The sequence below is a fragment of the Bacillus fonticola genome (assembly GCF_012955605.1).
GTDB lineage: Bacteria > Bacillota > Bacilli > Bacillales > JC228 > Bacillus_CG > Bacillus_CG fonticola.
In genome coordinates this window covers 2,624,170-2,647,687 of record NZ_CP052135.1, presented here as the reverse complement: position 1 = coordinate 2,647,687, position 23,518 = coordinate 2,624,170, and the positions used below count along the sequence as shown (strand labels likewise).

17 protein-coding genes and 2 riboswitches are annotated in these 23,518 nt (G+C 45.4%); all 17 genes read left to right on the top strand.

From position 1 onward, the window contains the following. Positions 1-112: 112 nt before the first annotated feature. The 17 genes from HHK01_RS13125 (at position 113) to HHK01_RS13045 (ending at position 23,507) form a co-directional block, all read left to right on the top strand. Positions 113-1,372 (top strand): murein hydrolase activator EnvC family protein, encoded by a 1,260-nt coding sequence (locus tag HHK01_RS13125; protein ID WP_228027573.1) that lies wholly within the window; start codon positions 113-115, stop codon positions 1,370-1,372. 358 nt (positions 1,373-1,730) lie between these two features. Further along, a riboswitch (SAM riboswitch) is annotated at positions 1,731-1,813 on the top strand. Positions 1,814-1,891: 78 nt separating this feature from the next. Continuing rightward, entirely contained in the window at positions 1,892-3,037 is a 1,146-nt protein-coding gene (locus tag HHK01_RS13120) for a trans-sulfuration enzyme family protein (RefSeq protein WP_170008194.1), read from the top strand. A 77-nt stretch (positions 3,038-3,114) separates the two neighbouring features. Beyond that, positions 3,115-3,228, top strand: a riboswitch (SAM riboswitch). Positions 3,229-3,365: 137 nt separating this feature from the next. Beyond that, a complete protein-coding gene (locus HHK01_RS13115) occupies positions 3,366-5,165 on the top strand; it encodes a PLP-dependent aspartate aminotransferase family protein (RefSeq protein WP_170008193.1) in 1,800 nt (599 codons plus the stop codon). 198 nt (positions 5,166-5,363) lie between these two features. After that, the gene (locus tag HHK01_RS13110; protein ID WP_170008192.1) at positions 5,364-6,347 is read left to right on the top strand and encodes an aliphatic sulfonate ABC transporter substrate-binding protein; all 984 of its coding nucleotides are present in this window, start codon (positions 5,364-5,366) and stop codon (positions 6,345-6,347) included. Positions 6,348-6,363: 16 nt separating this feature from the next. Continuing rightward, a complete protein-coding gene (locus tag HHK01_RS13105) occupies positions 6,364-7,203 on the top strand; it encodes an ABC transporter permease (protein WP_170008191.1) in 840 nt (279 codons plus the stop codon). A gap of 15 nt (positions 7,204-7,218) precedes the next feature. Continuing rightward, a complete protein-coding gene (locus HHK01_RS13100; RefSeq protein ID WP_170008190.1) occupies positions 7,219-7,950 on the top strand; it encodes an ABC transporter ATP-binding protein in 732 nt (243 codons plus the stop codon). Between the two features lie 2 nt (positions 7,951-7,952). Further along, complete coding sequence (gene acsA, locus HHK01_RS13095) at positions 7,953-9,662, top strand: acetate--CoA ligase (protein ID WP_170008189.1); 1,710 nt, start codon at positions 7,953-7,955, stop codon at positions 9,660-9,662. After that, on the top strand, positions 9,637-10,728 hold the full coding sequence (gene metX / locus HHK01_RS13090; RefSeq protein WP_228027572.1) for a homoserine O-acetyltransferase MetX: 1,092 nt from the start codon (positions 9,637-9,639) through the stop codon (positions 10,726-10,728). The genes acsA and metX overlap by 26 nt, the downstream gene beginning before the upstream one ends. Positions 10,729-10,879: 151 nt before the next feature. Beyond that, on the top strand, positions 10,880-12,142 hold the full coding sequence (locus HHK01_RS13085) for a homoserine dehydrogenase (RefSeq protein WP_170008188.1): 1,263 nt from the start codon (positions 10,880-10,882) through the stop codon (positions 12,140-12,142). 186 nt (positions 12,143-12,328) lie between these two features. Continuing rightward, positions 12,329-13,783 carry a S41 family peptidase gene (locus tag HHK01_RS13080; RefSeq protein ID WP_228027571.1) on the top strand — a complete coding sequence of 485 codons (1,455 nt, stop codon included), beginning with the start codon at positions 12,329-12,331 and terminating at the stop codon, positions 13,781-13,783. Between the two features lie 163 nt (positions 13,784-13,946). Further along, positions 13,947-14,510, top strand: a complete 564-nt coding sequence (locus HHK01_RS13075) for a GNAT family N-acetyltransferase (RefSeq protein ID WP_170008187.1) — start codon at positions 13,947-13,949, stop codon at positions 14,508-14,510. Between the two features lie 84 nt (positions 14,511-14,594). Next, positions 14,595-15,794, top strand: a complete 1,200-nt coding sequence (locus HHK01_RS13070; RefSeq protein WP_170008186.1) for a PDZ domain-containing protein — start codon at positions 14,595-14,597, stop codon at positions 15,792-15,794. Positions 15,795-15,828: 34 nt separating this feature from the next. After that, complete coding sequence (locus HHK01_RS13065) at positions 15,829-16,077, top strand: CsbA family protein (RefSeq protein ID WP_407646911.1); 249 nt, start codon at positions 15,829-15,831, stop codon at positions 16,075-16,077. A gap of 826 nt (positions 16,078-16,903) precedes the next feature. Next, entirely contained in the window at positions 16,904-18,886 is a 1,983-nt protein-coding gene (gene uvrB / locus HHK01_RS13060; protein WP_170008185.1) for an excinuclease ABC subunit UvrB, read from the top strand. A gap of 7 nt (positions 18,887-18,893) precedes the next feature. After that, positions 18,894-21,764, top strand: coding sequence for an excinuclease ABC subunit UvrA (gene uvrA, locus HHK01_RS13055; RefSeq protein WP_170008184.1), 2,871 nt, complete (start codon positions 18,894-18,896; stop codon positions 21,762-21,764). A gap of 310 nt (positions 21,765-22,074) precedes the next feature. Continuing rightward, positions 22,075-22,413, top strand: a complete 339-nt coding sequence (locus tag HHK01_RS13050) for a magnetosome magnetite crystal formation protein family (protein ID WP_170008183.1) — start codon at positions 22,075-22,077, stop codon at positions 22,411-22,413. A 20-nt stretch (positions 22,414-22,433) separates the two neighbouring features. Next, positions 22,434-23,507 carry a DUF4097 family beta strand repeat-containing protein gene (locus HHK01_RS13045; protein ID WP_170008182.1) on the top strand — a complete coding sequence of 358 codons (1,074 nt, stop codon included), beginning with the start codon at positions 22,434-22,436 and terminating at the stop codon, positions 23,505-23,507. The last annotated feature ends 11 nt before the right edge of the window (positions 23,508-23,518 follow it).

The window sequence follows — 23,518 nt, the reverse complement described above, 5'->3', positions numbered from 1 at the left end:
GCCTCTCTAGTGCGCCAACGGGTTGGTTGTTGGCGCACAATTAGAAGCGTCTGCGTGTATGCCATATACATAGACAAGCTGTAACCAGATCGTACGGAGAGGAGAGATTGTTTTGAATTGGAGACGGATGTTTTTCATCCCCCTAATAGTCATAACACTTATTGTAACAGGTACCCTGACAACAACCCCCTTAAACCTTGTCCAAGCAGATGAACTAGGTACTCTTGAACAAGAGCGTGAGGAAATCCAAGAGGAACGTTCGGATGTACAGGAAAATATTGAGGCGAAAAATAGCGAGATTGCGAGTCTGCAAAAAGAGCAAGAAGCTGTTTTTGAAGAAATGAAACAACTTGACATCCAAATTTCTGAAACGAATGAACAACTCAATGAAAAAGACAGAGAAATTCAAGCAACGAATAAAGACCTCACTCGATTAAAAGAAGAAATCTCGGTGGTTCAAAAGAGAATTGAAACGAGAAGTGAATTGCTAAAAGATAGAGCCCGCTCTTACCAACAAACTGGCGGAATCATCAGTTACATAGATGTAATACTTGGCGCAAGTAGCTTCAATGACTTTGTCAATCGGGTGTCTGCTGTCTCTATTATGCTGGACGCCGATCAAGAGATTGTCGAACAACACAAGGCAGATAAAGCGCAATTAGAAAGTCTTCAAACAGAACAAGAAAATCAGTTAGTGGAGCTAGAAGCACTCAAAAAAGACTTAGAAAGTGCACAAGCTAGCCTAGCTAGTCAGAAACAACAAAAAGATGAACTGATTCAGTCACTGGAACTTCAAGAGAAGAAGATTGAGACGGAAGTAATGAGTATGGAAGAAGAAGAAGCGATGCTTGCAGCCCAAGAAGCCGCACAAAATAAAGCGATTCGTTTAGAGAAAGATCGACTAGAAGAAGCACGTCGCCAGCAGCAACAACAGGCGAGTACCGGCAGCGCAAGCAGTTTCCCTGCCGTGTCATCTGGTAATTTTACTAACCCAACACAAGGGGTCATCACTTCTGGATTTGGTCCGCGCGGGGGAGATGTTCACTACGGTCTAGATATTGCCAAAGGAGGTACTGTCCCGATCGTAGCAGCCGCTGATGGAGTGGTCATTCGTTCGTACTATTCATCAAGTTATGGAGAAGTTGTGTTTATTTCCCATAATATAGATGGGAAGCAGTATACGACCGTCTACGCCCATATGCGTTCTCGTAGTGTAGTTCAAGGACAAACTGTTGCGAAAGGGCAGCAAGTTGGTATCATGGGGAACTCGGGTCTTTCTTTCGGACAACACTTACATTTCGAGCTACACGAAGGTCCGTGGACACCTGGAAAAGATAATGCAGTAGACCCGAGGAAGTATGGCATCTTCTAGTGGAGACAGAACTTCACGTAATACGTGGTATTTTAGCAAGACGCATTAATAAGTACACCTACTAGCTATGATTCTAGTGAGTAGGTGTACTTTTTTGTTTAATGGTTGATGTAAATGCTGTTTGAACTTTGGATCGTCGCCTATGAATATCAGACCTTCACCCATGATCATGAAGATGGACAGTACTCATCTTGCGCCCTTGACCTACGACTGTAATCCTTCATCATACTTAACCACTTTGGTTCAGGGGGGAGACACTCGAACGCAGCTTATCATCGTAGATAAATTTCACTATCGCACTTTACATGGACAGGGTACTCTAGTATACTTCAACTTAATTCAATCACATACGGAACACTTCTTATCTAGAGAGGCGGAGGGACAGGCCCAATGATGCCCGGCAACCTGCAATGCAAGGTGCCAATACCTGATTGATGAGGGGAAGAGAGGCTCTTCTTCGAGGAGGCTCTTTTTTGATGTATTCAAGCTGTCCTTGGTTACGAAAGGAGTAAAATCTATATGAAAAACCCGTCATTTCAAACAGCAGTCGTTCATCCGAAGGTGCCTGTAGTACGTCCAACTCATAGTAAAGCAACGCCTATTTATCAATCGTCTGTGTTTACTTTCCATTCGCTAGCTGATTTAGAATCCTATTATACGGGAGAACATTCCTATTTGTATTCGCGCATGGGTAACCCGAACACAGACGAGCTCGGGAGTCGAGTTGCCGAGTGGGAAGGCGCGGATGGAGGTATTGCTACTTCATCTGGAATGTCTGCGATCCTGGCAAGTCTTCTTGCTGTCTGTAAAACAGGAGATCACATGGTTGCAGCCCGTGATGTGTACGGAGGCTCCTACCACTTGCTGGCAGAAGAGTGCGCCCAGTTTGGAATTAGTGTGTCGTTTGTTGAGGGAGGTATTGCGTCTTTTGCGGCAGCTATTCGTCCTAACACGAAGGTACTCTATTCCGAAAGTGTTACAAATCCAGTGTTGCGGGTGGAAAATCTAGCAGAACTAGCTTCTTTAGCAAAGGAGCGTGGGCTTGTTACAATTATAGACAACACATTTCCAACTCCATATTTAGTGCGCCCTTTACAAGTCGGAATTGATATTTCAGTGCACTCTGCTACAAAATACATTGGCGGTCATAGTGATGTGACAGCAGGCGTAGCTGTAGCTAACGAACCTTACTTATCAAAGATTCGCCAGAAGGTCGTGAATCTAGGGGCAAATATAAGCCCGTTTGAAGCGTGGTTAGCAGTACGTGGCAGTAAAACGTTAGCCCTCCGTATGAAGCAACAGTGTGCAGTAGCAGAAGCTGTTGCCCGTGAGTTTTCCACGATGAACGAAGTGCAAACTGTATATTATCCAAGTAACCTTTCTCCTCAAGGAAACGGTGCAATCGTCACCATAACACTGCAAGAGGGGGCTAATATGCCTGTCTTTTTCGAGGCGTTAGACTGGATTCACATCGTTCCATCACTGGCCGGTGTAGAGACCACAGTCTCGTATCCAACTGTGGCTAGTCATCGAGCTCTCCCGATAGCCGAACAAAAGAAATTAGGAATTACAGAGACGATGGTGCGCATATCATGTGGTATTGAGGAACAGAAAGATGTTGTTGATCAATTGAAGTATGCGATTGTGAAATCTTTCGAAAAATAACCCTTGACGCAAGATTTATAGTTCTTTATAATTCAGTTCAAGATGTGAAATTTACAATTTAATAATACACTTGATTCTTCTTATCAAGAGCGGCGGAGGGAATAGGCCCTACGATGCCCAGCAACCGTCAAAAGGTAAAACTTTTGAAAAGGTGCTACATCCTACAGATAGAAATATCTGAGAGATGAGAAGAGGTGTTTTTTACTAAACCCCTCTTCGATCTGTGAAGAGGGGTTTTTTGAATAAGATGAAGGTTTTTTCAGGTATTTACCAACTAGTAAACAGAGTTTTCATATCGGAAAACTCAATATAAAGGAGACGATCAAACATGACAAGATCAACTGACACGTACAACTTGGAAACGGTATTACTTCATGGAGGTCAATCGCCAGATCCGACGACAGGATCAAGAGCGGTACCTATTTATCAAACTACCTCCTACGTTTTTCACAACACGGAGCACGCTCAAAGCTTATTCTCACTGGATGAGCCTGGCAACATTTATTCTCGTATCGGGAACCCGACCGTTGATGTGTTCGAAAAAAGAATGGCGCTCTTAGAAGACGGGGTAGCAGCTGTGGCCACATCTTCAGGTATGAGCGCGATTGCATTGTCGATTTTGAACATTGCAAGTGCTGGCGATGAAATTATCGCTGCGACGAACCTGTACGGTGGTACATACAACCTGTTCGCGGTTACTTTGCCACGTTACGGAATCCAAGTGAAGTTTGTAGATCCAACTGATCCAGAAAACTTCCGAGAAGCTATTACTGATCGGACGAAAGGGTTCTTCTCAGAAATTATCGGAAACCCAAGCTTGCACGTGCTGGATGTAGAAGCCGTTGCAGACATCGCCCACGAGAATGGGATTCCGCTTATTATTGACAACACATTTGCCACACCGTATACATGCAAACCGTTGCAATGGGGCGCAGATATCGTTGTCCACTCCGCTACTAAATGGATCGGTGGTCACGGTACGGCCATCGGGGGTGTTGTCATCGATGGTGGCCGCTTCAACTGGAATTCTGAGAAGTTTCCGAATTTCATAGAGCCAGATAGAAGCTACAACGGTCTTCGGTACGCGGTAGACTTTGGTACTTTAGCTTTTAGTACGAAACTTCGCGTGCAGCTGTTACGTGATTTTGGAGCTTGTTTAAGTCCACAAAATGCATTCCTTCTTTTACAAGGGATTGAGACCTTGCATTTAAGAGTACAAAAGCATAATGACAATGCAAAAGAGTTAGCACAATACCTCGTTGACCATCCGGCAGTGGAGTGGGTCAATTATGCAGGATTAGAAGATCATCCGTCTAAAGCGCTTGCTGATAAATATTTGCAAAACGGTTACGGATCGATTGTCAACTTTGGAATTAAGGGCGGAAGGGAAGCCGGTCGCAAGCTTATTGATAACGTTGCGCTCTGGTCACACGTCGCGAATGTGGGGGATGCGAAGTCACTCATTATTCACCCCGCGTCCACTACTCACCAACAACTAAGTGCTGAAGAGTTAACGTTAACAGGCGTCACAGAAGAACTCATTCGTCTGTCTGTAGGCATTGAATCTGTAGAAGACTTACAAAACGATTTGGACCGCGCCATTTTTGAGGCAACAGGAACTTCGGTAACAGGTGAAACGAAAGGTGAAGTGGTTGTCAACGATGAAGGAGTCATTCGCTGGGCACTTCAATCCCCTACTGAGCGAGAAGTACACGATGGTGAAGAAGTTCAACGCCAAAAAACGTTAGCGATCGTGGGACTTAGCAGCAATCCTTCACGTCCAAGTCACCGACTGGCACGAAAAATGCAGCGACTCGGTTACAAAGTGGTTCCAGTCAATCCGAGAGAAACAGAAGTACTCGGAGAAACAGCCTACCCGGATTTGCGCTCCATTCCATTTTCAATTGATATCGTGCAAGTATTCCGCAGTCCGGAGGCGGCGATTGAAATTGCGAAGGAAGCGGCGGAAGTCAAGCCAAAAATCTTTTGGTTACAAGAAGGAGTTATTTCTCCAGAAGCAGCAAAAATTGCAAAATCAGCAGGACTTGATGTCGTGCATAACCGTTGCACATATAAAGAAGCACAAAGACTCAGAGGATCGATTATTACATTTGCTTGTGAACTGTAATGATTAGATGGGAAGAGTCCTCCTTTAATAGAGGAGGACTCTATCTTTAGGCCCACACGATGTGGGTCAAAAAGGCGTTCGCCCACGGACGTGAGTGGCTCGAGGTTGCGCCATGGACGGAACGGTTTTAGTAGAGATTCATTACTAGGACGTCACGATTTTAGCCTTATATCCATGAATTGCAAACAAGGGGGAATCATGATGAAACGTTTTGGTTTAGGAATCGGATTTATTCTCTTGCTTATTACTTTAGCAGGTTGCTCCGGTGAAGCTAGTGGAGACGGAAAACCAGACAAAATCACAATGGATTATGCGTATTACTCACCAACAAGTCTCGTGTTAAAAGAGAAAGGGTACTTAGAGGATGCCCTAGCAGATGAGGGGATTGAAGTTGAGTGGGTGCTCAGTCAGGGAAGCAATAAAGCACTCGAATTCTTAAATTCTAACTCCGTCGATTTCGGTTCAACAGCAGGCGCGGCAGCCCTTATGGCAAAAGCGCAAGGAGCTCCCATCTCCAGCGTGTACTTGTATTCAAAGCCTGAGTGGACAGCGTTGGTCACAACAGAAGACAGTGAGATTTCGTCTGTAGAAGATTTGAAAGGTGCTAAAGTAGCCGCAACATTAGGAACGGATCCGTATATCTTCCTATTACAGGCACTACAAGAAGCTGGATTGTCTGCTAGTGATGTTGAGATTGTGAACTTGCAGCATAGTGACGGCGCACAAGCATTGCTAAATGATCAAGTGGATGCGTGGGCAGGACTTGACCCGCACATGGCTCGTGTGGAATTGGATTCCAATGGCAAACTATTTTATCGAAACACGGAATTTAACACGTATGGAACATTAAACGTAGCGGATGAATTCAAAGAAGCCTATCCAGACTACGTGGATGTAGTACTTGCGGCATATGAGCAAGCTCGAACGTGGACACTTGAAAACCCTGAAGAAGCGGCTAGTATCCTTGCAGAGTCGGCTGATTTAAGTGTGGAAGTTGCGAACAAAAGTATGGAGCGAAACGACTTTTCGAATATCGTTCCAAATGATGATGTACGACAAGCACTGTTAGCAGCAGGTGACGTGTTGCAAGCACAAGAGGTTATCCCAGCGGATGTGAATGTAGGAGAGACAGTAGATGAATTACTCGATCCTTCCTTCACTGAAGACATTGTAGGACAGTAGAGGGGAGGGCGAAACGATGTTGAGTAAAACCGAACGGGTGCAAGTTGCACGCGAACTAAAGAAAACAAAAACGGTCGAAAAACAAAAGTCTTCACGCTCCTCATCTTGGATTGGTTGGATTCTTCCTGTTGTTCTTATAGCGCTTTGGCAAGGGAGTTCGTCATTAGGAATACTCCCCGAATACCAGTTACCGGCGCCAACTACAGTAGTAGAAAAAACGGTGGAAATGGCACAGGATGGCACTTTATGGGGGCACACTTGGATTACAATGTACCGAGTCATCGTAGGATTCGTACTCGGTGTTATAGGCGCAGTAGTTATAGGCTCGATCGTCGGAACAGTGAAGATTGTGGAACAGGCTGTGGACCCGCTCATTCAAGCCTTCCGATCTATTCCATCATTAGCATGGGTTCCCCTCTTCATCTTATGGATGGGAATTGGTGAACCGTCTAAAGTGACACTTATCGCTGTTGGTGTATTCTTCCCGGTGTACTTAAATATCGTCTCTGGTGTTCAAGGCGTTGATCGAAAGCTCATTGAGGTCGGAAAAATGTACGGATTTTCAAAATTTCAAATGACAAAGAATGTTGTATTGCCAGCAGCGCTACCGATGTTTCTAGTCGGGATCCGAAGCGGTTTAGGTCTAGGTTGGATGTTCGTCGTAGCGGCAGAACTGATGGGAGCTAGTGAAGGACTCGGGTACTTGCTTGTTTTCGGTCAAAATACGTATTCTCCTGAGACGGTTATTGCATCTATTGTCTTGTTTGCGCTATTAGGAAAGATTACGGACTCTCTATTAAAATTGCTAGAATATCGAGCTCTTCATTGGCAAGACCGCTACGAGTATCAAAGGTAGAAAGGGGACACGGTTATGCTCACCATCAACAACGTATCGCGTACTTTTTCAGATGGCGCTGCAGGTTTTATGAATGTTCGCTTCTCTGCAGGTACAGGAGAGATCATTGGCATACTTGGCACAAGTGGATGTGGAAAGAGCACGCTGTTGCGTGTTCTTTCAGGTCTTGATCCAGCCTTTGAAGGTGAGATGACCCTACTTGGTAAGCCTCATCGAACTGTCTCACCAGAAATCGGCATGATCTTTCAGGAACCAAGACTTATGCCGTGGTTAACGGTATTTGATAATGTGGCGTTTGGACTAAAAGCGACACCTGATGTGAAAGAACGTGTTCAGCAATTGCTACGCATCGTTCAACTAGAAGGCTTTGAAGGGCACTACCCGAAAGACTTATCTGGTGGTATGGCACAACGTGTTGCTATTGCTAGAGCCCTAATCACAAAACCGAACCTATTATTGTTAGACGAACCATTTAGTGCACTCGACGCGTTTACAAAAATGCAGCTCCAAGATTTACTGTTAGACATTTGGCAGGAACGTGAAACGACGATGGTGCTTGTGACACACGATATTGATGAAGCTCTTTATTTGTGTGATCGTATTTTCATTCTTCAAGGGCAGCCGGGAACATTGTACGAAGAAATTCGGGTCAACCAAAAAAGACCACGGGTTCGTAGTAGTGAAGAACTTGCAAAACAAAAAGCCTACATCTTAGCGACGCTTCGTTTGCAAAAGGAGAGTAAGTAACGATGACGACATCTATCCCACCATTAGCTGGACAATTCCAACTACAAGATTACGAGAACACTCGCGAGACGTTTCGCTGGGAGGACGTGCATACGCAATTCAATTGGTATTCTACCGGGAACGTGAACATGGCACACGAATGCGTGGATCGACACGTGGAAAACGGAAAAGGAGACCGCATTGCTTTGCGATTTCTTGCTGATGATGGTCGAGAAACAACGACAACGTATGCACAATTAAAAGAGGAAACAGATCATCTTGCGACGGTTTTGGCTCATCGCGGAGTGCAAGAAGGCGACTTTGTTTTCGTATTTCTACCGAAAGAACCAAGTGTATATGTAGCGATGCTAGCTGCTATCAAGCTAGGTGCAGTCGTAGCCCCTTTGTTCGAGGCATTTATGGAGGACGGTGTACGCGATCGGATGAACGACTGTGAAGGGAAGTATTTAATTACAAATGAGGCATTCTATAAGCGTGTGCCTCGTGGTGAATTACCTGCCTTGTCTCACGTATTTTTAACAGATGGTAAGAAGACGAACGAGGCGGAAGGAATTTTCTCGCTACCGAGCGAACTGGCAGCTGGGGAAAGAGACCCTCACATTTTGCGCTGGGTGTCTTTAGATTCTGGTCTGAACATTCATTACACAAGCGGATCAACAGGCAAACCAAAGGGGATCGTCCACGCACACCGAGTGATGATTCAGCAATACCAAACAGGCAAATGGGTGTTGGACTTACGAGAAGATGACGTGTACTGGTGCACAGCACATCCAGGCTGGGTGACAGGAACGGTGTACGGCGTGTTTGCTCCTTTGCTACACGGTGTGGAAATTGTCATCGTTAGTGGAAGGTTTACTGCGGAAGGCTGGTATCAGGCGTTGGAGAAGACTGGCGTCACGGTTTGGTACTCAGCACCGACCGCGTTCCGGATGCTAATGGCACAAGGTGCTGAGCTGACAAATCAATTTGACTTGAGCTCACTTCGGCACATTATGAGCGTCGGAGAGCCCCTCAATCCTGAAGTGATTTACTGGGGACAAAAGGCGTTTAACCTACGCATTCATGACACGTGGTGGATGACAGAAACAGGTGCTCAGCTCGTAGCCAATTTACCATCCCAACCCATTAAGCCTGGTTCGATGGGTAGGGCGATTCCTGGCATTACTGTTGCTGTATTAGACGACGAAGGGAACGAATTGCCAAGAGGGGAGATCGGGCACCTCGCCGTTCAAGCTCCTTGGCCTGCTCTAATGAAGGAAGTATGGCGAAACGAAGAAAAATTCCAATCGTATTTTCCATTTGAAGGTTGGTATGTGTCTGGAGATTTGGCACGACAAGACGATGATGGGTACGTGTTCTTCCAAGGACGAAGCGATGACATGATCAACTCTTCCGGAGAACGAATTGGCCCATTTGAGGTCGAGAGTACACTCATCTCCCATCCTGCTGTCGCAGAAGCTGGTGTGATCGGCAAGCCTGATCCTGTTCGTGGCGAAATCGTCAAAGCGTTTCTAGTATTGCGAAACGGCTACGAAGAATCAGAAAGCTTGAAGGAAGAGCTCTATCGATACGTGAAAACTCACCTCGCCGGGCACGCAGCACCACGAGAAATTCAAATCGTGTCGTCTCTCCCGAAAACGAAAATTAGTGGGAAAATTTTGCGAAGAGAGTTGAAGCGACTTGAGCTTGAAAAACTTTCGTTACAACGTTGAGGGAATGGTTTCGATAGGAGAGATCGTACTAGAAAATGGCGCTACCCTTCCTGACGTTACGTTAGCTTATGAGCGAGTGGGACGTGAGGGTGCTCCGGTTGTCCTCGTTTGTCATGCGCTGACAGGTACGCATCAGACGGTCGGGACTAGTGAAGAGCCGGGTTGGTGGAGCGGTTTGATCGGGGAAGGGAAATCTATTGATCTTACAAAATATGAGGTGATTACCTTTAACGTACTTGGGGGCTGTGCAGGCTCGACGGGTCCTACGTCGCAATCTCCTCAAGGGACTCCATATCGAGGCAATTTCCCTAACGTGACGGTTCGCGACCTTGTTCATACGCAAAAACGAGCATTGCAAAAACTCGGGATTGAAACGCTTCATGCGGTCATCGGTGGCTCACTCGGAGGCATGCAGGCTGTGGAGTGGGCGACTATGTATCCTACTACTGTAGAACGATTGGTGTTGTTGGCGTCGACACCCGCCTTCTCTGCATACGGCATCGCTTTTAACCATTTGGCAAAGGAAGCAATTCTTCTTGATCCAGCATTTCGAGGTGGCGAGTATGAAGGCAATGAAAATTTGCGAGGCCTCTCTATTGCGAGACAGCTTGGGATGGTGACGTATCGATCAGGAGCTCTTTTTCAAGAACGGTTTCAGCGCCATTTGCAAGAAGAAGCGAATGATGAGGGACTCCCGTTTTATGCGGTTGAATCCTATTTGGAATACCAAGGCAACAAACTACAAAAACGATTCGATGCCAACAGCTATGTACGATTGTTAGACACGATGAACAGCCATGACATCGGACGCGAACGCGGCGGATGGCAAGAGGCCGCGACTCTCATCACCGCAAACGTCATATGCGTAGGTTACACGCAAGATCTTGTTTACCCACCAGAAGAAATACAGGCATTTGCGGAAGCAGTCGATCATGGAACGTTTCACTTAGTAGACACTGTTTTTGGACACGACGGATTTCTTGTAGAGTTTGAGAGATGGGGCCATTTTGTGTCGGAAGCCTTGGAGAAAAGTGTGTGTAAAGAGGAGAACCAGCTTAGTGGCTGAATGACGCGGAAAAGATAGATTTATTGGATGGAGATGGAAATATAATGGACGAACAAGCTGGTTTGATGTGTAAAAACGTTGATTTGATCGATAACAGCTTAATTAGTCATCTTTAAAAGAGAGTACACACTAGACAAGGAGGAGAGCGCAGATGAAACCATTACAAATTGCCTTGCTCGGGTTTGGCACCGTCGGACAAGGAATTTACCGGTCTATATATAAACACCAAGATCGCCTGCGAGCCCATTTCGGTCGTCCCGTACGCGTCGTTGCGATCGTCGTGCGCCAGCCTCACATTGAACGGCGTGTACATGCAGGCGTTTTAGTGACGCACGACTTGGAGCGGGTCTTAAAAGAGCGGGACGTGGATGTTGTGATGGAAGCGATCGTCGGAGAAGAACCAGCCTACACGTATTTGAAACGAGCGATCGAGCACGGATGCCACGTAGTTACGGCGAACAAAGTGATGTTTGCGCCAAAAGGGAGGGCGCTACGTACTCTTGCTGAGGAAAAAGGTGTATACGTTGGGTATGAGGCAAGCGTTGCTGGGGGAATTCCGGTAATGCGCACGTTACGAGAACTGCTTCGTGTCAATGAGGTAATTGAGCTCGAAGGCATCCTAAACGGAACATCCAACTTCATCCTAAGCGAGATGCGGACAAACGGTTCGTCCTTTACCTCGGTACTTAGAGAAGCACAAGAAAAAGGATATGCAGAGGCCGACCCAACGAATGACGTGGAAGGATACGATGCGTTTTATAAGCTAATGATTCTTTCGGAAACGGTCTTTGGCGAACAGCCAGTTTGGTCGCAAGTAGAACGAGAAGGCATTACAAAGATTGACGCTGAGCAGCACGAACTAGCAGCTACACTCGGATTGCGGCTTCGTCACGTAGGTAAGCTGTTGCCGACCCAAACAGGCATTCAAGGAGAAGTTGTTGTAAGCGCCATTTTTGAGGATCATCCTTTTTATGGGATTGATGGGGTGGACAACGCGGTCAGGGTACAAGGTAGTTTAGTAGGATCATTGCTACTACGTGGACCAGGAGCTGGCGGTGATCCAACGGCGAGCGCAATGGTCGAAGATTTGACTAACGTACTTCAGTTGCCAAAGGATGCCGTGCCATCACCACCGGTTCCAAAAGAAAATAAAGTAGAGACAGCTAGACCATACGCCCTCTTCTTACCACACGGGCCGTCACTACCAGCGCCCTATTTGCGAAGCGGTACGCTTGTTCCGAAAGCAGAGGGAGAGCAGTGGAAGCTGTATGTACTCTATGCAACGCCGGCAGGAGCAGAGGAATGGAAGTCGGCACTACCGTTTACGAGATTGTATCCGATACTTGGTGGTTTTGAGAAGGAGGCAGCACGAGTTGATGGTAGAGTGCCGGCTGCGAATGCGTTAGTGTTTTAATGCAGGAGAGTTCTTCAAATAGATGTAATAGAATTCAGATTCCTCACTATATGTAGACATGACAATATAAGTGTTTCATCTAGGCGAATTAAGATACTTCTAGATTGGCACACTTAGTCCTCTTCCAACCGCATAAACCAGGGCCCGTCCTCATATAGTGCCTATAGGACGAAGGAGGGCTTCAATGTGAAGACAAAACAGTGGGCACTAACGACCATAGCAGCCACCGTATTGGCAGGCTCTGGGGGCTGGTATGCTGGGAACTCTATTGGAGGAGGGTCTCTTAATACGGGGCAAGGAAACGAAAACAATGAGCAAGCTTCCAGTGGTGAAGATCATAACCAAGAGCTACAAAAAATTGCCCAAGCATATGACTTAATCCATGATCGGTACGTAAACGAAGTGGGTAATGATAAATTAGTTGAAGGTGCCATTCAAGGAATGCTCACGGAGCTGGAGGATCCTTATTCTGTCTATATGAACGAGGAGACAGCAGAGCAATTTTCGAATACGTTAGAATCTTCCTTTGAGGGAATTGGTGCTGAAGTAAGTGAGATAAACGGGGATATCGTCATTGTCTCTCCTTTTAAAAATTCTCCAGCTGAAGAGGCAGGGTTAAAGCCGAATGACCGCATTGTTAAGGTAGACGGAGAAGACGTGACCGGGCAAGATTTGTATGATGTGACTTCAAAAATTCGTGGTGAACAGGGAACAGATGTCGAACTAACAATTGAGCGGGAAGGTGTCAAAGAGAATTTGTCGTTTTCAGTAAAACGCGATGAAATTCCGATTGAGACAGTTTACTCAAAAACGTTCCAAGAAGATGGCAAAACCATTGGATACCTTGAGGTCACATCGTTTTCTGAGAAAACAGGAGAAGATTTCACAGCCGCATTGAAGAACTTAGAAGACAGTGGAATGGACGGACTGATTCTAGACGTTAGAGGAAATCCGGGAGGCCTGTTGTCTAGCGTACAAGAGATTTTAGACGAGCTTGTTACGGATGAGAAGCCCTATGTTCAAATCGAAGAGCGCAGTGGCAAAACGATGCAGTACTTCTCGGACAATGAAGAGGCTAAGCCGTATCCAATTTCTCTTTTAATAGACGAAGGAAGTGCTTCTGCATCCGAAATACTTGCAGGGGCTTTAAAGGAGACGGGAGATTATACTCTCATCGGCGAAAAAACATTTGGAAAAGGGACTGTACAGCAAGCTGTGCCGATGGGAGATGGTAGCAATATTAAACTAACTCTCTATAAATGGCTCACCCCGGACGGGAACTGGATTCACAGTGAAGGAATAGAACCAGATGTGCAGGTGAAGGCTCATGACATCTTCCAAGCTCAACCCGTCCAAGCGGAGAAAACGTTAACGCAAGACATGAACAACGAACAAGTCGCCCGTGCGCAATTTCTTCTGAAAAGTTTAGGGTTTGCTCCAGGACGCGAAGATGGATATTTCGATGAAGGAACCAGTCTAGCTGTCAAAGCGTTTCAAGCGGCGAATAAGTTGACAGAGACAGGGGAACTGGATGCGGAGACAGTACAGGTATTACAGGAAACAGTTGTGAAACGAATGGAAGATCCAACGTATGATTTGCCTTTGCAAATGGCTTTGAAAAGACTATCGTCTAATAAATAGATAGTGAGGCCACTTTCTTATTCGAAAGTGGCTTTTTCAATTTGATGGAATCCACCTATTCCTGTCTCTTACTGCTTATGATAGAATAGTTGAAATTTAATATCTTAGACTACATTATGAAGATAACCAGAATTTTCACAATCTACTAAAGGAGGAAGTGTACATGCGCCCTATTTTGCGTGACTTTCCAGAACGAATTGAGACTGAGAGACTATATATTAGACCGTGTTTGCCAGGGGATGGGGAGGAGGTATACGCGGCAATTGAGGATTCATTTGATGCTTTGCATGAGTGGATGCCGTTTGCGAAAGAACGTCCTGTGTTAGACGAAGTAGAAGCGAATATTCGGGAGAGCTATGCAAAGTTTGTGAAGAGAGAAGACTTTCGGTTACATATTTACCGTAAAGAGGATGCCCAGTTTGTTGGTTCAACAGGGTTTCACTATGTGAGGTGGGATATACCGAAATGTGAAATTGGGTATTGGGCACACCAACAGTACGCAGGAAACGGATATATTTCTGAAGCTGTCCGGGTGTTAACTGAATTTGCATTTGCAAAATTGGGCATGAGGCGAGTGGAGATTCAATGCGACGAGGAAAATGTAAATAGTCGTCACGTTGCAGAGGCATGCGGATATGAGTTGGAAGGAATTATGAAAGCAGACAGTATGAAGCCAGCGGACGGTTCTTTGAGAAACACGTGCATCTATGCAAATTTCCCTAAGTAACGGAGACTATAGAGGGAATTTTTAAAATAGACGAGCCGTTTTCCATGCTTTTTGCTAGAATAGAAGGAAGACAACAGAAGGGCGGTGAGACAATTGACGGGTACGGAGTGGTTTTGGGAGATTGCTCAAGCGATCGGGTTGTTTTTTATACACCCATTGACCTGGGTAGCTGTGGTGTTTGTCATAGCGACGGGATGGATTCGTGTGAGGAGAGAGCGCTTTTCCTTCCAAAGTGCAGCGTATGATGTACTTCATGAATGGCGTCAGTTATGGAAAGGGAGTTTACTAGGGACGGTGCTGGTGTCAGTCGTACTTATTGGCTTAGGTGCTTCTTTCACGACCGCTTGGCTCGCTCTGTATGGGGTGATCGCATTATTGTCTCTCGTCCTGTTCGGACAAAGGTTAGCATCGAGTGCCTACTCAATTGGAATGGCGACGTTTCTGGTACTAGGCTTAGCCGCTCTTGAAATTGAGTTGCCATGGCTAGGTACGGTGGACATGCCTTCAGATGTTGCGTTGACGTCAGTTGCAGGTCTTGTAGGACTTCTTCTATTAATAGAAGGATTCTGGGTCAAACGACAGCAGCATCGAGTGACTACACCGATGATTACAAAGGGAAAGCGTGGAAAGTTTATCGGTACGCATCACTTTGCCCAAATCGGTCTTGTGCCTGCCTTTTTATTACTTCCTAGTGGACTTGTACAAATACCGATTGATGGCTGGCCCATATTAACTGTAGGAGAAGAGTCGTTCACACTCATCTGTGTGCCGTTTTTGCTAGGAGCTAAACAACGCTTCCAAACATTGCTCCCGGCAGCAGGGATTCTGTTATTAGGTAAACAAATCGTCGGAGTGGCTGGCTTAGTCCTGGTACTTGCCATCGGATCGTTTTGGATTCCTGCTTTAGCGATTGCAGCGGTGAGCTTTGCATTAATAGGTAGAGAATTAGCGACAGCAAGGGTGCGCGTTGCAGATCAACAAAAGACACCATACTTTACGGAACGGGACAGAGGTCTATTAATTCTCGATACTTTGCCAGATTCTCCTGCCGAAAAGATGGGACTTGAAATTGGGGAAGTCATCCTCAAAGCCAATGGAGTACCGGTTAAAAATGATCAAGAATTTTATGAAGCTTTGCAGCATAATCGAACGTACTGTAAACTAGAAGTACAAGACGTGAACGGTGAGCTTCGTTTTGCGCAACGTGCTCTATATAAAGGGGAGCATCACGAGCTCGGCATTTTTACTGTAGCGTTAGGACGTGTTCGGGAACGGGCCTCGTAAATAGCTAAAAAATATGTGGAGGTAGGTGAGGCGTATGACCATGATGGACAAAACGATGGCTGCTTTTTTTCTTCCTGGGTTACTCGTCTTCTTCTTTACACGGATTACGTACAATCATTACGTAGGTCTCCTCATCACGCTCGCGCTTATCAGTGCTTCAGCCTATAAAGGATACACACATGGTGGGGGACTCGTTTGGGTAGATGCTCTGTCGTTAACCGTGGGGTTTTATTTTGCGAGACGATGGAAGTTACAGCAAGAGAAAGCGGAGTCGTCTATATAGATCATAACAGCGTACAGGTCCTCTTCTTTAGAGACTTGTACGCTTTTTTTTATAAGGCTCTTTTCGTATCCTTTGTTGTTTTTACTATACAGTAATCTCATGATGCGACGTAATGCTATGTTGATTTCCGCTGCAATCAACGAATGGATAGCGATTACAAAACTTCCCTTATTAAGTAAGTAAGTTTAATACTAGCGAGACAATACACGTGCACTCCTTAAGAATGAACTCAGCATTTTCTTCGTACAATGTAAGTTCAAAACTAGCGGAGGAAATACACGTAGACTCCTGCGGGAAAGCGAAGACGCTGAAAAGGAGGAAAGGCTAAGAGCGCCACGTCCTGTGGCAACGCCTTTCTGACCCACGTCCTGTGGGCCTCCACAGGGAGCGTTCTTTGCGAGCGAGGAGGCTCGACTCGAGCCCGCGGAAAGCGAAGTGTATTTCCGGAGCGATATTTAGCAATATGATTTGCATTACGTCGCATCATATAGCTACTGTGTAATGGGACTTCATTAAAAAAGCAACAATCTTTTAGAAAACACCTTTTTATAATGGAATAGTGACTCTCAAAAAGCGTAGTGAATTTCCGGAGCGTATATTATGTCGCAGTACATGTCAATAGCAACACATTATGCGAAAAAATCCTAAACTAAACAGAAGCCACAAAATGCCATCGTCCATTTAAGCCATACTATTTTCGCAAAACATAATCAGTATGCTACAATAAAATCGAATGTTTGTTCGGTTTTTAGTGGTTAGATTGGAAAACATTGTGGTAAACTAATAATAACGAAAGAGTGTAGCGGAGTAGGAGGGAGTTGGGTGTATGTCGGTGGATACGTTTCATTTGCAATCACAGTACGAGCCGCAGGGTGATCAGCCTGAAGCGATTCGAAAGTTAGTCCAAGGAGTTCAAGAAGGTAAAAAGCATCAAACACTTCTTGGGGCAACTGGAACTGGAAAAACGTTCACAGTTTCGAATGTCATTCAGCAAGTAAATAAGCCGACTTTGGTTATCGCGCATAACAAGACGTTGGCGGGACAGCTTTATAGCGAGTTTAAAGAGTTTTTCCCAAATAACGCCGTGGAGTATTTTGTTAGTTACTATGATTACTATCAGCCGGAAGCGTACGTACCGCAGACGGATACTTATATCGAGAAGGATGCTAGCATTAACGACGAAATTGACAAACTACGGCACTCAGCAACGTCCTCTCTATTTGAACGAAAAGACGTCATCATTATTGCGAGTGTCTCTTGTATTTACGGTCTCGGTTCGCCGGAAGAATACCGGGATCTCGTTGTTAGTTTGCGCGTAGGAATGGAAATTGAGCGAAATCAGTTGCTCAGAAGACTGGTAGATGTACAGTATCAACGGAATGATATTGATTTTAAACGCGGTACGTTTCGAGTGCGCGGAGATGTCGTGGAGTTATTTCCAGCTTCTCGCGACGAACAATGTATTCGCATTGAGTTTTTCGGCGACGAAATTGACCGGATAAGAGAAGTGGATGCATTAACAGGAGAGATTCTTGGAGACCGCGATCATGTCGCCATTTTCCCTGCATCTCACTTCGTTACGCGAGAAGAAAAGATGAGAAAGGCGATCGTGAATATTGAGGCAGAACTTGAGGAACAGCTGAAAGCATTGCGCGATGAGGACAAATTGTTAGAGGCTCAACGCCTTGAGCAAAGAACTCAATACGATCTTGAAATGATGCGGGAAATGGGATTTTGTTCGGGGATTGAGAACTACTCGCGCCATTTAACATTACGATCAGCGGGGGCAACTCCGTATACGTTGTTAGACTATTTTCCAGAGGACTTTTTGCTCGTCGTGGATGAATCACATGTGACGCTTCCACAAATACGCGGTATGTATAATGGTGACCAAGCACGGAAAAAGGTATTGGTCGATCACGGCTTCCGTTTACCGTCTGCAATGGACAACCGTCCGCTTCAATTTGGGGAATTTGAAGAAAAGGTGTATCAAAGCTTGTACGTATCCGCAACACCGGGACCTTTCGAAATCGAGCATACTCCTGAAATGGTCGAACAAATCATTCGTCCTACAGGGTTGTTAGATCCTACAATTGATGTCAGACCCATTGAAGGTCAAATTGATGATCTACTTGGGGAAATTCAAGATCGCGTAAGTCGTAACGAGCGCGTGCTTATCACGACATTGACGAAAAAGATGTCTGAGGATTTGACTGCTTATTTGAAGGAAGCAGGCGTGAAGGTGAACTACTTGCACTCTGAGATTAAAACATTAGAACGAATCGAAATTATTCGTGATTTGCGGATGGGAACATTTGATGTATTAGTAGGAATTAACCTGTTACGAGAAGGGTTGGATATTCCGGAAGTGTCTCTCGTTGCGATCTTGGACGCCGATAAAGAAGGGTTTTTACGCTCGCATCGTTCTCTTATACAAACGATGGGTAGAGCGGCACGGAATGCGAATGGACAGGTCATTATGTACGCAGATAAGATGACAGATTCCATGCGTTATGCGATTGATGAAACGAGACGTCGACGCGAAACGCAGCAAGCTTTTAATGAGAAGCATGGTATTACGCCACAAACGATTCGGAAAGAAATTCGTGACGTGATTCGGGCGACCCAAGTGGCCGAGGTGGAGGAAGCGTATCCGGCGGCACCGAATCCTGCGAAGATGACGAAGAAAGAACGCGAGAAGATGATCGAACAGATCGAGCAAGAAATGAAGCAAGCAGCGAAGGATTTGCAGTTTGAGCGGGCAGCTGAACTGCGAGACTTGTTATTGGAATTGAAGGCAGAGAGGTGAGGCAATCGTGGTACAAACATCGATTTCCGTACGAGGAGCGCGCGCGCACAATTTAAAAAACATTGATATAGATATACCGAGAGACAAGCTCGTCGTGTTGACGGGATTGTCTGGGTCTGGGAAGTCTTCTTTAGCTTTTGACACGATTTATGCAGAAGGACAACGCCGATACGTTGAATCGTTGTCTGCGTATGCGCGTCAATTTTTAGGTCAAATGGACAAACCAGATGTCGATGCGATCGAAGGATTGTCCCCAGCGATCTCTATTGATCAAAAAACGACCAGTCGTAATCCGCGTTCTACGGTAGGAACGGTTACAGAAATCTATGATTATTTGCGATTGTTATTTGCACGAATTGGAAAACCAATTTGTCCGATTCATGGTGTCGAAATTACATCCCAAACAATTGAGCAAATGACAGACCGGATTTTAGAGTTTCCTGAGCGCACAAAGTTTCAAGTATTGGCGCCGATCGTTTCAGGTCGAAAAGGAACTCATGTTAAAGTGCTAGAGGATATTAAAAAGCAAGGCTATGTCCGCGTTCGTGTGAACGGTGAGATGATGGATTTAGAAGAAGAAATTACTCTAGAAAAGAATAAAAAGCATTCAATTGAAGTAGTTGTCGATCGGATTGTCGTAAAAGAGGGAGTAGAGTCACGTCTAGCAGATTCATTAGAAACAGCCCTGCGACTGGCCGACGGTAAAGTAGTCATCGACGTTATTGGAGAAGAGGAGCTGTTATTCAGCGAGCATCATTCTTGTCCTCATTGCGGGTTTTCGATAAGTGAGTTAGAGCCACGTATGTTCTCGTTCAACTCTCCTTTTGGTGCCTGTCCTGAGTGTGATGGACTCGGTTCTAAGCTGGAAGTTGATGTCGATTTAGTGATACCTAATAAAGATGTCTCTATTGAGAAGCATGCGTTTGCACCGTGGGAACCGACAAGCTCTCAATATTACCCGCGAATGCTAGAGGCAGTATGTGATCATCATGGTATCGATCGCACTGTTCCGCTACACCAACTAACTACGTCGCAGCTCGACATGTTGTTGTATGGATCAAAGGAAGAAGACATTTACTTTCGTTACGAAAATGACTTCGGTCAAATTCGCGAGCAGTACATTGCGTTTGAAGGCGTTGTTCCGAATGTCGAGCGTAGATACCGGGAAACAAGCTCTGACTATATTCGTGAGCAAATGGAGAAATACATGGCGCAACAACCGTGTCCTACTTGTGAAGGTCATCGGCTACGTCCCGAAACGTTGGCGGTGAAAGTAGGGGGGAGACACGTTGGGCAAGTAACGGAGCTATCAATTACTGAGGCGTATGAGTTCTTTCATCAGCTGGAACTCTCTGAAAAAGACCAACAGATAGCTCGCCTCATTCTGAGGGAAATTGACGAACGACTTGGCTTTCTTCGTAACGTCGGACTGGACTATTTGACGTTGCGCAGGTCCGCCGGCACGTTGTCAGGTGGTGAGGCGCAGCGTATTCGACTTGCGACACAAATTGGCTCACGTCTCACAGGAGTTTTGTATATTTTGGATGAGCCTTCCATCGGGTTGCATCAACGCGACAACGACAGGCTCATTCAAACGTTGCAAAATATGAGAGATATCGGAAACACGCTAATCGTTGTTGAGCACGATGAAGATACGATGCTTGCTGCCGATTACTTAATTGATGTCGGTCCAGGAGCTGGTGTACACGGTGGTGATATTGTTTCGGCAGGTACTCCGCAAGAGGTCATGGACGATGCTGGATCGTTAACTGGTCAGTATCTTTCAGGGAAAAGGTTCATCCCGATTCCAGAAAAACGCCGAAAGCCCGATAAAAAACGGATGGTGACAGTTAAAGGTGCAGTGGAGAACAATTTGCAAAACGTCACTGCTCAATTTCCGCTTGGTCTATTCCTTGCCGTAACAGGTGTCTCCGGTTCTGGTAAGAGTACGTTAGTGAACGAAATCCTACACAAGGCACTTGCCCAAAAACTGAATAGAGCTAAGGCGAAACCCGGTCAGCACAGAGCTATTGATGGACTTGACGATCTTGAAAAGGTGATCGACATTGATCAGTCGCCAATCGGAAGAACACCTCGTTCCAACCCAGCCACGTACACGGGTCTGTTTGACGATGTTCGGGATGTGTTTGCCCAAACGAATGAGGCAAAAGTGCGTGGCTACAAAAAAGGACGTTTTAGCTTTAATGTGAAAGGTGGACGCTGTGAGGCATGCCGTGGGGACGGTATTATTAAAATCGAGATGCACTTTCTTCCTGACGTGTACGTTCCGTGTGAGGTGTGCCACGGAAAAAGGTACAACCGTGAAACACTTGACGTCACGTACAAAGGAAAAACAATTGCTGACGTGCTCGGGATGACCGTAGAGGATGCACTTGAATTTTTCGAGAACATTCCACGCATTCAGCGCAAACTGCAAACGCTTGCTGATGTCGGTCTTGGGTACATTCGACTTGGACAGCCCGCGACGACACTTTCTGGTGGCGAGGCACAGCGGGTTAAGTTAGCGTCAGAATTGCATAGAAGATCGACTGGGAGATCACTTTATATTTTGGACGAACCGACAACAGGATTGCATGTTGACGATATTTCTCGATTGCTCGTCGTCTTGCAACGTCTCGTGGAAAATGGTGATACAGTGCTTGTCATCGAGCATAACCTAGATGTAATCAAAACTGCCGATTATCTTGTGGACCTCGGACCTGAAGGAGGAGATAAAGGGGGGATGATTGTCGCGACTGGCACACCAGAACAAGTGGCTGAAAACCCTGCCTCTTATACGGGACGTTACTTAAAACCGGTCCTAGAACGAGATCAAGAACGAATGAAGACACGGATTGCTGAAAAAGTGACACTGTGACCCTATGTTTAAAAATAAAGGCTGTTTTCTAAAAGATTGTTGCTTTATTAATGAAATCTCATTACACAGTAGCTATATGATGCGACGTAATGCAAATTCATGTTGCTAAGTATCGCTCCGGAAAGCGTCCGCCTGTAGCGGAAATCAACAACCTTGTTCAAGCGGTACGAATCAAGAAAATTTTTAAGTAACTACTATTCTGCTGGTCTGTGTATTTTTAAAAAGAGCAATTATGAAATTGATTCAGGTATGAAACCTTTCGCCTGTCCTTCGCGTATAGTGAAAGAGGAACAGGAAGGGAGGGTGTTTTATGTCAAAAACAGAACGAACAGGGCAAATTTTGGCGTCACTTTGCTACTTTAGTTTGTTCTTTGCTGGCTTTCTCTTTCCGATCGTCGTGTACTTTATTACATCGAGTGAATATGTGAAGCGCCATGCTAAGGCGGCTTTCTTATCACATTTGCTACCCTTTATTTTATTTATAATTGGTATAGCCATTGTGATTAGCGGGGCGATAGCTGGTACAGATGCTTTTGCTTTTGGAGGAGTCTTGTTTATCATCATCATGGTTATCGTCGATTTCATTATACTCATTTGGAACGTGATAAAAGGAATTCAAGTTCTACAAGAAAATGGAGGAGTATTTTAACGTTAAAGGGAGGACTGCACGTGTCAACATCTGAGAGAAGACGAATTTTGCGTCTAGTCCAAGAAGGAAAGCTTTCAGTCGAAGAGGCGATGGATCAACTTCAACACATAGAAGAAAACGATGATTCACTTGATACATGGTTTCTGTCAAATGGAGAGGATCACAAGAAAAAGGAACAGGACGGATCCCGAAAAGAACGATTATCAAGTTTTCTAAACCAAGCGATCCAAAAGGTAAAGGACATTGAGCATGAGGTGACGAAGTATGAAAAAATCTCCCATGTGTTTCTATTAGAGGAAGCGCCCATTGATGAGATTCACGTAGACGTTACGTACGGTTCAGTCGAAATCCGACCTTGGGATGAGCCTTATGCACAAGTCCGTTGTGAAGCGACTGTTTACCGCGCCGATAATCCTGAAGAAGCGAAGAAAACCTTCTTGAAAGAGACGGAGTGTAACGTTCACAAAGGAATGTTACGCTTAGCGACTCAGCCTAAGTTGATAAAAGTAAAGGCTGTTCTTCACGTTCCGTCACAATCGTATGAAGTGATTCGAGGGAAGTTGGTTAACGGGAGCTTTTTCGGAGAACACTTAGTAGCAAACAAGCTACAAGTGAAGACAGGAAACGGGAAGCTGACGATGCAACATTGTCAAGCGGAGCAGATAGAAGCCGAAGCAGCAAATGGGACGATTCATTGCAAGCAAATTATTGCAGATCGTCTCGATGCAGAAACACTTAATGGAAAAATCACGTGTGAGGGAGAAATTCGCTCGTTTGACGTTCAGTCATTTAATGGAAATTTATTGATTCTTCCTCGCAGTGCAAAAACCGAAGCAATTTATGCGAAGGCAAGTACCGGAAGCATTGAATGCCAACTTCCATCCGGAACCGTTGTCACAGGTGATTGTGAAACGAACTTTGGCACAGTGAATGTTTCATTGCCTAACACTAGGTCTGTGCGCGAAAAAGAAGATTGGCTTTCCAAGCGGTTTCGTCTGCAACACGAAGAGGGACTGCCGCCAACCGTGCATTTGTTTGCACAAACGAAAACAGGTACCATTACAATTAAATCGGCTTCCGTTTCATCTTCCTAACGCTTGTAAGG